The organism is Streptomyces sp. NPDC014864 (assembly GCF_043081525.1).
Classification (GTDB): Bacteria; Actinomycetota; Actinomycetes; order Streptomycetales; family Streptomycetaceae; genus Streptomyces.
Genome location: NZ_JBIBWT010000029.1, coordinates 20,367 through 33,249 on the forward strand (window position 1 = coordinate 20,367; position 12,883 = coordinate 33,249).

Below are 12,883 nucleotides of genomic sequence, written 5' to 3' on the forward strand. Positions count from 1 at the left end.
GGGGGACGCCACCGACAGCGATCGGCGGCGTCCCCGGCCCGTCACGCCCGCAGCCACTCCGTGACCACCACGTCCCCGCCGGTCCGCAACCGCAGCGCGAACGGGCCGGCGGGCGGGGCCTCGCCCGTGAAGCGGCCCAGTTCGTCGGCCGTGAGCGGGACGCCGGCATGGGGCCCGCTCAGCACCTCGACGCGGGCCGGCCGGGGCGGCATCAGCTGCCCGAGCAGCCCGTCCTCGGTGACCTCGACGTCGACGGTCAGCTCACCGGCGCGGAAGGTCAGCATCCGCGGCACGTCCGTGGCGCCCCTGACCGGGAGGGCGTCGACCAGCGAGTCGAAGGTCAGCTCGGCGATCCGGGTGTCGAGGTCGTGCAACGCGTACGCCTCGACGGCCAGTTGGCGCAGTGCGCTGGGCACCGGGTCCAGGATGGCGGTGGCCGCCCGCAGTTCCTCCTCCAGGAGTCCGACGTCGAACTCCTCCTCGTCCGGGTCGTTCCCGTCGAGGCCGTCGTCGTCGCTCACAGTGCCCCCCGTGCGTCGAGTCGTGCGCGCAGGCGCCGCAGGCAGCGCTGGCGCAGGGGTCCGATGCTGCCCACGGCGATGCCCAGCGCCGCGGAAACCTCCTGGTAGCTGGGCGGTGGCGAGGCCATCAGGACGCGCAGCAACTGCTTGCAGCGCTCGCCGAGCGCCTCGAACTCCTGCCACAGCCGGCGGACCCGCTCGCTCTGCGCGGCGGCCTCCTCGGAGTCGAGCAGCGACTGCTCCGGCGTACGGTCCTCGCTGACCCGGTCGAGCAGTTGCGGGTCGTCCGTCACCGTCAGCCGGCTCAGGCCGCGGATGGTCTTCAGGCACTCGTGCCGCGCGGTGCTCGCGAGCCAGGAGCCCGCCTTGTGCGGCTCCCGGATCCGCCCGAGGTGCTGGGCGAAGCGGAACCAGACGGTCTGGTACACCTCGTGCCCGTCGGCGTCGGAGAGCCGGTGCGCGCGCACGACGGACCACACCAGCGGGCTCAGCCCTTCCACCAGCGCTTTCCAGGCCGCCGCGTCACCGTCGACGGCGGACTGGACGAGCGCGCCGACATCTGCACGGTCCACGGCCCCACCCCTCGTGTACGGCAAGACATCGTACGCCGTGGTGGGGACGGCTTCGGCCCTCATGCCGGCGGAGCGAGCCGCACGACGGGAACCGGGCGCCACGTGGGCGGGCGCAGCGCCGGTACGTGCGCCCCGCGCACCTCCGCGTACTCGGTGTTCGTCTCCAGAAGTTGGCGCCGTGCCGCGCGCGGGTCGCGCTCCTTGTGCGCCGTCATGTGCGCCGCGACCATACCGGCGGCGACGGGCGTCGCGAAGGAGGTCCCGCTCCAGTGCGCGAACCCCTCGAACATCACCTGGTCCGCCTTGCCCGAGGTGGTCTCGCGCCCCTCGCTCAGCACGCCGGTGTGGCGCGGGTACTGGCAGGTGCAGGCGTAGGTGAAGCCGAACCGGCAGGCGTCGTAGGTGGAGTGCTGGTAGACGTACGGCACCGGCGCCCGGAAGCCGGTGAGGGCGCTGGTGAGCCGCTCGCCGGGGGCGTAGACCTTCACCCAGGCCCCGTGGTTGCTGAAGCAGGCGCCGTGCTCGCCGTCGCCGCGCAGCGCGCCCACGGAGAGCACGGAGTCGGCGAAGTCGGGCAGGTCCGCGTAGGCGGCGGGCCAGAAAGGGGTGGCGCTGGCGTTGTTGCCGGCCGCAGCGACCAGCAGGGTGCCCTGGTCCCGCAGTTCCTCCATGAAGCTCTGCACACCGAGCAGGCCGTCGGTGCGGCCGTTGGAGGTGCCTGCGGACAGGCTGATGAGGTCGGGCCAGCCGTGCTCGTCGACGGCCTCGAAGAGCTTGTGCCCGAAGTCGGACTCCAGGACGGCGCCGGCGTCGTTGAGGGTGCCGCGCACCGTGATGTCCGTGCTCGGGGCGACGGCGGCGACCAGCCCGGCGATGAACGTGCCGTGCCCGACGTACTGCTGGAGGATCCCCTGGTCGTCGCACTCCCGCACCTGGGCGTCGCCCTGGACGTGGGCGAGCAGCGGCAGCGACCGGTAGTCGTGCATGAGGCCGGTGTCGATGACGAGGACGCCGACGGCGCCGTCCGGGTCGTAGGCGGTCCCGGCGGGCGCGGGATTGGTGCCCTGGGTGAGCGCGGCGGGCACGGGCTCGTCGCCGGGGCAGGCGTTGACCGCGACGGACACCACGTGGTTGCGGCTCACCAGCCGCCGTCCGGCGCGCCCTTCGTGGGTCCGCAGCGCCCGCAGCGCGTGCGCCACGGCCCGGTCGCCGCCGCGGTCGCCGTGGCCGGGGTCGCCGACCTGGATACGGGTGACGCCGGTGCGGTTGGTCTCCGGGCCCGCCCGGCGCACATGGTCGGCGGTCAGACCGGTCGCCTCGGTGAAGTGCGTCCGTACGGTGTCCTCGACCAGCCGTGCCTCCTCGCCGTCGCGGGCGAGGACGACCCCTTTCTCGTAGAAGAACTCCGCCGAGTCGTCCGGTCCCATCGCCAGCGGGACGCCGGGCATGGAGCGCTGGATCTGGTCGAACTGTTCGTGGAATCGCTGTGGTGCCATGGCGTGTCCTCCCGTTGTGGCCGCGGTCGTCAGTGTGATCCGCCCGGCCCGTACCTGATACAGAGCCCAACCCGTGGGAGCCGGTTCCGCGGACCACTACCATCCGTGGGGTGAGAGCGGGAAACGACTCGGTTCTCGAACTGCTGCCGATGGTGTTCGCCGCACCGGGCGAGGCGCTGACGCGCGCTCAGGAGGTGCTCGGGGGCGGTCCGCCGCCGTTGCACGCCTCGGTGGCGCACCAGGTGATCGGCATCTGGCAGCGGGACTTCGGCGACCTGCGCCTGGCGCTGCGTCATCTGCGGCGGGCCCGGGACCTGGCGGCCCGCGCGGAGTCGGCGGACCGGGAGGCCGATGTGCTGGCCACCCTCGGGGTCGCGTTGGTGCACGCGGGGCGCACCCGGCACGGCCTGGCGGCGTTCGAGCGCGGGGTCGCGCGCGGGACGGGCCACACCCGGGCCCGGGTGCTGTACCGGCGGGCGTACGTCTGGTGGGTGCTGGGCCGCCATCGTGAGGCGCTGGACGACGTACGCCGGGCGATTCCCGTGCTGCGGCAGGCGGACGACGTGATCTGGACGGCCCGGGCGCTCACCCTGCGGGCCACCGTGCACCTGGCGCTCGGGGCGGTGGAACGGGCCGACGCGGACTTCGCGGCGGCCGAGGCGCTGTGGGACACCACCGGACAGGAGCACGACAAAGCGGACGCCGTGGAGAGCCGCGGCCTCGCGGCCTTCCGCCGCGGTGACATCCCGGCGGCGCTACGGCTGCTGGACGAGGCCGAGGAGCGGTACGCCGAGCTCGGCACGCCGACGTTCATGCTCAGCATCCGCCGCTGCGAGGTGCTGATGGCCGCCGGGCTCGCCCCGGAGGCGCTGACCGAGGCGGACACCGCGATCGCGGCCCTCGACCGGATCGGGGGGCAGTCCACGCGCAAGGCGGAGCTGTTGCTGGCCGCCGCCCGCGCGGCCCGCCTGGCGGACGACCCGCACACGGCGATCGCCCGCGCGGCGGTGGCCGTACGGCTGTTCGCGGGGCAGCGGCGCGCCTGGTGGGAGACGCACGCCCGGCTGGTGCTGATCGAGGCCCGGGTCGCCATCGGGCGGCGCTCGGGCCGGCTGGTGGCGGACGCGGCGGCGGTGGCCGGGCGGCTTGCGTCCTTCGGCTCCCCGGCGGCCGCCGAGGCGTCGCTGCTGGCGGGCCGGATCGCGCTGGCGCTGAACTGGACGGCGGACGCCGAGCGGCATCTGGCGTCCGCGGCGCGCAGCCGGAACGTCGGGCCGCCGCTGGCGCGGATGACGGGCTGGGCGGCGCAGGCGCTGCGGGCCCGGGCGGCCGGCTCCGGCCGGGGAGTGCTGGAGGCCTGCCGGCGCGGGCTCGACGTGCTCGACGACCACCGGATGACCCTCGGCGCCTCGGAGTTGCGGGCCCGGGCCACCGCCCAGGGCGCCGAACTGGCCGCGCTGGCCCAGCAGGCCAGTCTGGCCTCCGGCGAACCGCGGCGGCTGCTGGTGTGGAGCGAGCGCTGGCGGGCGACCGTGCTGTCGGCGCCGCCGACCCGGCCGCCCGCCGATCCGGCGCTGGTCAGCGCGTTGACCGCGTTCCGTGAGATCGCCGCCCGTGCGGAGGCGGCCCGCCGGGAAGGGCATCCGGTCCCGGCCCTGGAGCGGGAGCGGCGGCGGCTGGAGCGGGAGATCCGGTCCCGGACCCTGCGCCTGCGCGGCGGGGCGCCCGGCGGCGGCGACCGAATGGACCCCGGCGCGCTGCTGGAGCGGCTCGGCGACGGGCGGCTGGTCGAACTCGCCGTGCTCGACGGGCGGGTGCACGTGCTGCTGTGCGGCGAGGGGCGGGTGCGGCGGTTCGAGGCCGGACGGCTCGCGGACGCGGTGACGGAGGCCGAGCATGTGCAGGCCGGGCTGCGGCGCCTGGCCCACCCCGGGGGCGCGGCCCGGCTGCCGCTGGTCGAGGCGGCGGGCCGCCGTCTGGAGGAGCTGCTGCTGGGACCGGCCACCCGGCACCTGGGCTGCGGCCCGGTGGTGGTCGTGCCGCCGGGGTCGCTGCACCGGGTGCCGTGGGCACTGCTGCCGTCGCTGCGGGAGCGGGTGCTGAGCGTGTCGCCGTCGGCGAGCAGCTGGCTGCGCGCCCGCGACACCGTGCCGCCGCCGGGCGGCCGTCAGGTGCTGGTGCGCGGTCCGGGCCTGGCGACGGGGGGCGCGGAGGTGCCGGAACTGGCCGGCCGGTACGGTACGCCGACGCTCCTGGAGGACGGCGAGGCGCACGCGGTGCGGGTCCTCCGCGAGCTCGACGGGGCCGCGCTCGCGCACATCGCGGCGCACGGCACCTTCCGTGCGGACAGCCCCCTGTTCTCGTCGCTGGCGATGGCCGACGGCCCGCTGATCGTGCACGACTTCGAACGCCTGGACCGCAGCCCGTACCGGATCATCCTGTCCTGCTGCGACACCGCACGCTTCGCCTCGGTCGGCGCCGACGAACTCCTGGGCCTGGTCACCGCGTTGCTGCCGCTGGGCACGGCCGGGGTGGTGGCGTGCAGCGCGCCCGTGAACGACGCGGCGGTGGTGCCGCTGATGCTCGCGCTGCACAAGGGGATCGGGGCCGGGCTGTCCCTCGCAGAGGCCCTGCGCGACGCCCGCTCCGCCCTGCCGGGCGACGCGGTGCACCAGGCCACGGGGTGGGCGTTCTCGGCGTTCGGGGCGGCCTGAGCCCGGAAGGCACCGCGGCCGCCGAGGGCCGGGCCGGCTGCACTGGTGGCGTGGTCAGCGGGAACGGCCGAGGGGCCTGTCCCACGGCCGTGGGACAGGCCCCTCGCCTGCGACGTCCGCCTCCGCCCTCGGGGCAGGGCTCCGGTCGGGACGACAGGATTTGAACCTGCGACCCCTTGACCCCCAGTCAAGTGCGCTACCAAGCTGCGCCACGTCCCGGTGCGCTCGTGCGGTGCTCCGCGTGAACGCCCAGGTGAACCCTACCGTACGGGGGCGGGTGTCCCCGCTTCGCCCGGTGCGGCGCGTCCTGGCGGGAGCTCACCGGCCCACCGGTCACCGGTCACCGGTCACCGGTCACCGGTCAATCGTTCAGCCGCGCCGCGGATTGGCGCCGGAGGGCCCGCCGCCGGTCGTTCCCCTCCAACGGCCGACGGCGGGCGAAGGAGTGCCGGCCGGAGGGAGCCGGCCGCGGCGGGACGACCCAACCCGGCGGCGTGCTCCCCCGGTTCACCCGACACTCGCGGCGCCTCGGGTACCCCGTTCTCCCCGCGTCGCACCGCCGTCACCGCATCGCGTTCCCCGCATCACGGTGGCGGTGACGGTGGCGGTCAGCCGGTGGTGAGCAGTTCCCGGCGCGCACCGCCCTGCGTGGGCCGCTTCGCCGAGCGCAGGGCGGCGAGGCCGATGAGGACCGTCGAGGAGACACCGGCGAGCGCGAAGACGGTGAAGCCCCAGTCGCCGTGACCGGCGTCGAGCAACTGGCCGCCGAGCCACGGGCCGAACACGGCGCCGAAGCGGCCCATGCCGGAGGTCCGGCCGACGGCGGTGGCGCGGTTGCCGGGGGCGGAGCGGATGGAGACCGTGCGGCCGGCGGCCGGGTGGTCGCCGGTCGCCTTTGCCCGGGTCACCCGTGCGCACTCCGCCCGCACGTCAGCCGGCGGGCGACCGCGGCGGCATGTTGTACGGCGTCACGACCTGGATCGCGGACGGCAGCGTCGGCCCCGCGGGGGGCAGGGCGCCGTGTGCGCGCATCACGAGACGGCAGGCCTCGCGCATGTCCTGGCGCAGGTCGTGGTGGAGGACGGCGGACAGGCGGCGCTCGCGCAGCAGGCGCGTGTTGTCGTGGTCGAGGTCGTGCGCGACGAACACCGCGCAGGTACGGCCGAGGTCGTCGAAGGCCCGCAGGGTGGCGACGTTGCCGCCGCCGATCGAGTAGACCGCGCGGATCTCCGGGTCCCGTTCCAGGGCGGCCCGCACGAGGTCGTACTGCGTGGCGTCCAGGCCCTGCCCCTCGGCGATCTCCACCAGCGCGCGCCGCGGATGGCGGGCGCGCATGGCGCCGCGGAACCCCATCTCGCGCTCCTCCTCGTTGCGGAAGAAGCCGCTGCTTAGGCTGGTGAGGATGTTGCCGGGCCGGTCGCCGAGCCACTGGCCCATCAGATACGCGGCCGTCGCGCCCGCAGCCCGGTTGTCGCTGCCCACGTAGGCGAGCCGGGCGCTCGCGGGCAGATCGGTGACCAGGGTGACCACCGGGATCCCGGCCGCGACCAGCCGGCCGACGGCGGCGGTGACCTCCGGGACGTCCGGCGCCTTGAGGATCACGCCCTGCGAGCCGCGCCGGGCGATCCGGTCCAGGGTGCCGACCTGCTCCCGCACCGGGCCGGTCTCCCGGAAGTGGAACCGGGAGCGCACCACGGCGGGGTGCAGGGACGGCAGTTCGGCCTCCAGGGCGGCCCGTACGGCGGTGGTGAAGCGCTCCGGTGCCTGCATCACGATGTCGACCATGAACGTGCGGCCGACGAGCCGGACCTGGGTGCGCTGCCGGTCCAGGTCGGCGATGGCCCGGCGCACCTCCCGCGCGGTGCTCTCCCGCACCCCGCCCCGGCCGTTGAGCACACGGTCGACGGTGGCCTCGCTCAGACCGGCCTGACGCGCGATCTCGCGGATCGGGAACGGGTGGCCCACGGCAGGCTCCTCGAGAGGTTGTTTGAGGGGTTTTTGACGGTCGCGTGCTGGTTGTTCGAGGGGTTTGTACGGACAAGAATGACAGGCCCGCGTCCCCCCCGACCGACCGGGACCGGAACGTCCTCGGCGGCCACGACCGACCCTCCCCGGCCTCCGCCGCCTCTCTCCCCTGCCCACACCCCGCCCCGCCACCCCCCACCGCCCCGCCCCGCCCCGCCCCACCGCACCGCACCGCACCGCACCGCACCAAGGAGCTGGACCTGATGCGCATCGGAATCCTCGGCCTCGGCCGTATCGGCGCCTTCCACGCCGAGACCCTCTCCGGACTCGACGCGGTCGAGTCGCTCGTCGTCGCCGACCCGCTGGCGAGCGCCGCCAAGGCCGCCGCCGAGCGGTTCGGGGCCGAGGTCGCCGACTCGCCCGAGGCCGTGCTGGCCGCCGGGGTGGACGGCATCGTCGTGGCCGCCGCCACGGACGCCCACCCCGCCCTGATCGTCGCCGCAGTCGAGGCCGGCGTGCCCGTCTTCTGCGAGAAGCCCGTGGCCCGCACCATGCGGGAGGGCGTGGAGGTACTGAAGGCCGTCGAGGGCCGCGGTGTCCCGGTCCAGATCGGATTCAACCGTCGCTTCGACGCCGGTTTCGCCGCCGCGCGCGCGGCCGTGCTGCGCGGCGAGCTGGGCGCGCTGCACACCGTACGGTCGGCCACCCTGGACCCGGCGCCGCCGCCCGCCGGGTACATCGCCGCCTCCGGCGGCATCTTCCACGACTGCTCGGTGCACGACTTCGACATCATCCGCTGGGTGACCGGCGGCGAGGTGACCGAGGTGTACGCCGTCGGCGGCAACCGGGGCGCCGGATACATCCGGGACGCGGGCGACGCCGACACCACCGGCGCGGTCCTGACCCTCGACGACGGCACGATCGCCGTGGTCTCCAACAGCCGCCACAACGGACGCGGTTACGACGTCCGGATGGAACTGCACGGCTTCGACGACTCGATCGCGGTCGGCCTCGACGACAAGCTGCCGCTGCGCTCCGTCGAACCGGGGGTCACCTTCCCGGCCGGCACTCCGCACGACTTCTTCATGGACCGCTTCACCGAGGCCTACCGCGCCGAACTCACCGCGTTCACCGAGGTCGTGGCCGGGCGCCTGCCCTCGCCGTGCACGGTCGCGGACGCGCTGGAGGCCAGCTGGATCGCGGAGGCCTGCACGCGGTCGCTGCACGAGCACCGCCCGGTGCGCGTCGGGGAGGTACGCGCCGCCTGACGCCGGACGGGCCGCGCACGACCGGGGGGCTCACCTCGCGGCGGGCTGCGCCGGCAGGTTGAAGACGTGCCCCGGGGAGACGATCTTCGTGATCGCCTCGCCGAAGAGGGTGCTCGGCTCGTTGCCCCGGTAGTCGATGTCGGTGTTCAGCAGGACGACGAGGGTCGCCCGCGCGGAGGGCAGGTAGACGGTCAGCGACTCGTAGCCCGGCAGGGAGCCGTTGTGGCCGATCCAGCCCTGGACGTCGAAGATGCCGAGGCCGTAGCCGGCACCGGGGATCGGGGTCGGCGGCGTGGTGAGCCGCTGCTTCTGCGTGGCGGGGCTGATGAGCGTACGGCCGTCGGGCAGCACACCGGTGGCCACCGTGGGTGCCCAGATGCGCAGGTCGTCGAGGTTCGAGATCATCGCGCCGGCCGCCCAGCCCCAGGACGGGTTCCAGCCGGCGGCGTCGGCGACCTTCCCGTCGGCGGTCTGGTCGGTGTAGCCCTGCGCGTGCGGCCGCGGGAACTCCGCGCCGGCCGGGAAGAGGGTGTGGTCCAGGCCCGCCGGGTCGAGGACGTGGGCGCGGATGAAGTCCGCCAGCGGCAGACCGCCGGCCTGCTCGACGACCAGACCGAGCAGGATGAGGTTGGTGTTGCTGTAGTCGAACTTCTGCCCGGGCGGGAAGAGCACCGGGTGCTTGAAGGCGTAGGCGAGCAGTTCCTGCGGCGTGAACGGCCGCTGCGGGTCGGAGGTGAGGGCCTTGAAGAAGTCCTCGTCGTCCGAGTAGTTGTAGAGCCCGCTGCGCATCCCGGCCAGTTGGCGCAGGGTGATGGTGTCACCGTTCGGCACGCCGTGGACGTACTTGCCGATCGGGTCGTCCAGACCGACCTTGCCCCGGTCGACCAGTTCCAGCAGGGCCGTGACGGTGAACGTCTTGGTCTCGCTGCCGATCCGCATGTACAGGTCCGGTGTCATCGGCCGCCCGGTGCTCTTGTCGGCGACGCCGAACGACTTCACGTACTGCCCCTGGCCGGGTGTCCAGAGCCCCACGGTGGCGCCGGGCACGTCCGCCTGCCGCATGACCTGCCGCACGGCCTGGTCGATCTGGCGGGCCACGCCGGGCGTGAGGGGGCGTAAGCCGGTGCCGGTGGGGGACGGTCCCGGTGGGGTGGGGGCGGTGACGGGGCCGTGGACGGGCGCGGGGGCCGCGGTGGCGGGTCCGCCGGTGAACGGCAGGACGAGCGTCCCCGCGACGACCGCGGCCGTGGTCCCCCTGCGCAGTCGTGTGCACGCGTGCCTCATCGACGAACTCCCAGCACATGCGAACGCAACCCGCTCCCGTCGTGGACGGGGGGCGGGACGGACGACGGGCGTCCCTCCGCGGCGGACGCCCCTGTGGAACCGCCGGAACGCGGGCCCGCATCTGCTGTCACACAGACCTCACGACCCGACTCATTCAGCATAGGAGCACCCCCGCCCCACCGCCTGCCGACGCCCGTCGGCGTCGTCAGCGCCGGTCAGCGGCCGTCGGCGCCCGTGGGCGCTCGCCCACCGAGGGACGTGCCGCGGCTACGCGCCACGCCAGACGTTCGCGAAGGCCGCGTCCTCGATGGCCCGGCGCTGGCGCACCGCCTCCAGCTCCATCAGGGCGTCGTGGACGGCGGCGAGCACGGTGAGGACCGTGTCGTCGGACACCTCCGCCACGGCCGTGCGGTCCGGCTCCTCGCGGATCCCCACCGCGGCGGCGAGGGCGCCGAGCACCGGCTCCTCCGCGGTCCAGCGAGCCACCGCCCGCCGCCGCTCGCCGGTGTCGGCGAGCACCGCGCGCACCCCGCCGAAGGGCATCCAGCGGCTGCGCTGCCAGGTCAGCAGGCCTTCCTGTTCCAGCGCCGTCAGGTACGCCGTCGACAGCCCGCGGCCCCGTCGCCAGAGCCAGTCCTCCAGCGTCTCGTACGGCGTCTCGCGCGCCAGCGAGGCGGCGGCCTCGTCCAGCATCCGGTCGCCCAGGCGCGGCCTCAGCCGCGGCACGACGCGTTCGCCGTCCAGTGCGAGCACCTCGGCCCGCACGAGGTCGACGGCCTCGGCTCCGGCGAGCGCGAGCGAGAGTTCGCCCTGCCGCACGGGCCGCTTCTCGCCGGCGTCCAAGGCGACGATCATCAGGTCCCGCGGTGTGCTCATGAGGGCTCCCCGTGGTAGTGGCGCCGAAGCGGACCGCCGCGCCCGGCACCGGGGAAACGGTGCGGGCGGGGACGGAAGCGCTCCCTGATCCTCATCGTACGACCGCCGCCGTACGGGCCCGGTGAGGCCGCTCCCGGGCGGTGCGGCGGCGCCGGCCGGCTCCGCGCGGGCTGCTTGCCCGGGCCGGGCGCGGGGTGGCCAACGGGCATTCGCCGAGGAGGAGTTGATGTGCTGTGCTCGCGGCCCCCGCTGCGGGGGGCCGGATGACCCCGCCGGCCCCGCGTGCCGGGCCCCGGGCTCGTACCGGCGGCCCGCGCCCGCTCCGTGCCTGGCTGCCGCGGGACGCCCGTGCGGGGCGGCCGGTCAGGCGCCGCAGGAGCGCAGGAACCTGCGGGTGCGTACGGCGATCGGCAGCGGCCTGTCCGGCTCGCAGGGGTACATGTCCTGCTCGACGATGGCGAACAGCTCCACCCCGAGCTTCTGCGCGGCGGCCAGGACGGGCTCCAACTGCGGTACGCCTGAAGGGGGTTCGCACATCACCCCGCGCTGGACCGCCGGCCCGAACGGCACTCCGTTCGCCACCACGTCGGCGAGGATCCCCGGGTCGACCTGCTTGAGGTGCAGATAGCCGATGCGCTCGCCGTAGGTCTCGATCAGCTTGACGCTGTCGCCGCCGCAGTAGGCGTAGTGGCCGGTGTCCAGGCAGAGGCCGACCAGGCCGGCGTCGGTGGAGTCCAGGAAGCGCTCGACGTGCGTCTCGGTGTCGATGTGGGTGTCGGCGTGCGGGTGGACGACGATGTCGAGGCCGTAGGTCTCCTTGACCTCGTGGCCGAGCCGTTCCATGCCCGTGGTCAGGTGCGCCCACTGCTCGGCCGTCAGCTCCGGCGGCTCCAGGATCTCGGCGGTCTTGTCGTCGCGCCAGAAGGACGGGATGACGACGAGGTGCCTGGCGCCCATGGCCTGGGTGAGGGCCGCGACCTGGCCGACGTGCTCCCAGGTGGACTCCCAGACGGCCGGACCGCGGTGCAGGCCGGTGAAGACGGTGCCCGCCGAGACCTTCAGGTTCCGCCGGTGCACCTCGTCGGTCAGGCGGACCGGATCGGTCGGCAGATAGCCGTACGGGCCGAGCTCGATCCAGGAGTAGCCGGCCTCGGCGACCTCGTCGAGGAAGCGTTCCCAGGGCACCTGGCGGGGGTCGTCGGGGAACCAGACGCCCCAGGAGTCGGGGGCCGAGCCGACCCGGATGCGGTCCAGCGCGGGGGTCATGTCAGGTCTTCCCTTCGCCAGGGGCCGGTGCGGGTGCGGGTGCGGCGAGGTCCCGCTCCTCGGGGAGCTCGTCGACGTCGACGCCCCGGACCTGGGCCAGTTCGTGCTTGAGGGCGGCGAGTTCGGCGCCGCCGGCCATGTGGTTGGTCAGCTCCTCCAGGCCGATCTCGCTGCGTTCGGCGCTGAGTTCGAGGGTGCCCAGGCGCAGCACGCTGAAGTGGTCGCCGACCATGTAGGCGTGGTGCGGGTTGTGGGTGATGAACACGACGCCGAGGCCGCGGTCGCGGGCGGCGGCGATGTACTTCAGCACCACCCCGGACTGCTTGACGCCGAGGGCGGCGGTCGGCTCGTCGAGGATGAGGACGCGGGCGCCGAAGTGGACGGCGCGGGCGATGGCCACGCACTGGCGCTGACCGCCGGAGAGGGTGCCGATCGGTTGCTCCAGGTCGTTCAGGACGATGCCCATGTCGCGCAGTTCCTCGTCCGCGGTCCGTTTCATCCGGGCGATGTCGAGGCGGCGGACCGGCCAGGGGCCCTTCGTCAGCTCCGAGCCGAGGAAGAAGTTGCGCCACACCGGCATCAGCGGCACGGTCGCCAGGTCCTGGTAGACGGCGGCGATACCGCGGTCGAGGGCCTCGCGCGGGGTGGAGAAGCGCACCGGCTCGCCGTCCACGAGGAACTCGCCCTCGCTGTGCCGGTGCAGCCCGGAGATGATCTTGATGAGGGTGGACTTGCCGGCGCCGTTGTCGCCGAGCACGCAGGTCACCCTGCCGGGACGGACGGCGAGGTCGACGCCGTGCAGGGCGCGGATGTTGCCGTAGGACTTGCCGGCGCCGCGCAGCTCGACGACGGGCCGGTCCCGGTCGGGCGCGGTGCCGGCGAGGCCGGTGTCGTGGGTTGCCGCTTCGTCGCTGGTCATGT

11 protein-coding genes and 1 tRNA gene are annotated in these 12,883 nt (G+C 74.5%); 2 read left to right on the forward strand and 10 right to left on the reverse strand.

Annotated features, from left to right (window positions below):
- Positions 1–41 precede the first annotated feature (41 nt).
- Genes ACF1A5_RS32345 through ACF1A5_RS32355 form a run of 3 tightly spaced genes read right to left on the reverse strand, consistent with a single transcriptional unit; the run spans position 42 to position 2,589 of the window.
- Positions 42–521 carry a hypothetical protein gene (locus ACF1A5_RS32345; RefSeq protein WP_392196432.1) on the reverse strand — a complete coding sequence of 160 codons (480 nt, stop codon included), beginning with the start codon at positions 519–521 and terminating at the stop codon, positions 42–44.
- Complete coding sequence (locus ACF1A5_RS32350; RefSeq protein ID WP_392196433.1) at positions 518–1,093, reverse strand: RNA polymerase sigma factor; 576 nt, start codon at positions 1,091–1,093, stop codon at positions 518–520. The genes ACF1A5_RS32345 and ACF1A5_RS32350 overlap by 4 nt, the downstream gene beginning before the upstream one ends.
- A gap of 59 nt (positions 1,094–1,152) precedes the next feature.
- Positions 1,153–2,589 (reverse strand): S8/S53 family peptidase, encoded by a 1,437-nt coding sequence (locus ACF1A5_RS32355; protein ID WP_392196434.1) that lies wholly within the window; start codon positions 2,587–2,589, stop codon positions 1,153–1,155.
- A gap of 149 nt (positions 2,590–2,738) precedes the next feature.
- Here ACF1A5_RS32355 and ACF1A5_RS32360 point away from each other — a divergent pair, with 149 nt between their 5' ends.
- A complete protein-coding gene (locus tag ACF1A5_RS32360) occupies positions 2,739–5,303 on the forward strand; it encodes a CHAT domain-containing protein (RefSeq protein WP_392196457.1) in 2,565 nt (854 codons plus the stop codon).
- Between the two features lie 145 nt (positions 5,304–5,448).
- Here the strand turns inward: ACF1A5_RS32360 and ACF1A5_RS32365 are convergent.
- The 3 genes from ACF1A5_RS32365 to ACF1A5_RS32375 form a co-directional block, all read right to left on the reverse strand.
- Positions 5,449–5,522, reverse strand: a tRNA-Pro gene (locus ACF1A5_RS32365).
- Positions 5,523–5,911: 389 nt separating this feature from the next.
- Entirely contained in the window at positions 5,912–6,211 is a 300-nt protein-coding gene (locus ACF1A5_RS32370; RefSeq protein WP_392196435.1) for a hypothetical protein, read from the reverse strand.
- 22 nt (positions 6,212–6,233) lie between these two features.
- Complete coding sequence (locus tag ACF1A5_RS32375) at positions 6,234–7,268, reverse strand: LacI family DNA-binding transcriptional regulator (RefSeq protein ID WP_392196436.1); 1,035 nt, start codon at positions 7,266–7,268, stop codon at positions 6,234–6,236.
- Between the two features lie 263 nt (positions 7,269–7,531).
- Between ACF1A5_RS32375 and ACF1A5_RS32380 the strand changes: the two genes are divergently transcribed.
- Entirely contained in the window at positions 7,532–8,536 is a 1,005-nt protein-coding gene (locus ACF1A5_RS32380; RefSeq protein WP_392196437.1) for a Gfo/Idh/MocA family oxidoreductase, read from the forward strand.
- A 30-nt stretch (positions 8,537–8,566) separates the two neighbouring features.
- On the opposite strand, the gene ACF1A5_RS32385 is transcribed toward ACF1A5_RS32380, so the two are convergent.
- The 4 genes from ACF1A5_RS32385 to ACF1A5_RS32400 all read right to left on the reverse strand — a co-directional run bounded on the left by ACF1A5_RS32385 (position 8,567) and on the right by ACF1A5_RS32400 (position 12,881).
- Complete coding sequence (locus ACF1A5_RS32385) at positions 8,567–9,820, reverse strand: serine hydrolase domain-containing protein (protein WP_392196438.1); 1,254 nt, start codon at positions 9,818–9,820, stop codon at positions 8,567–8,569.
- Between the two features lie 267 nt (positions 9,821–10,087).
- Positions 10,088–10,696, reverse strand: coding sequence for a GPP34 family phosphoprotein (locus ACF1A5_RS32390; protein ID WP_392196439.1), 609 nt, complete (start codon positions 10,694–10,696; stop codon positions 10,088–10,090).
- A 363-nt stretch (positions 10,697–11,059) separates the two neighbouring features.
- Positions 11,060–11,962, reverse strand: a complete 903-nt coding sequence (locus tag ACF1A5_RS32395) for a sugar phosphate isomerase/epimerase family protein (RefSeq protein ID WP_392196440.1) — start codon at positions 11,960–11,962, stop codon at positions 11,060–11,062.
- A 1-nt stretch (position 11,963) separates the two neighbouring features.
- Positions 11,964–12,881 (reverse strand): ATP-binding cassette domain-containing protein, encoded by a 918-nt coding sequence (locus ACF1A5_RS32400; RefSeq protein ID WP_392196441.1) that lies wholly within the window; start codon positions 12,879–12,881, stop codon positions 11,964–11,966.
- Positions 12,882–12,883: the final 2 nt, after the last annotated feature.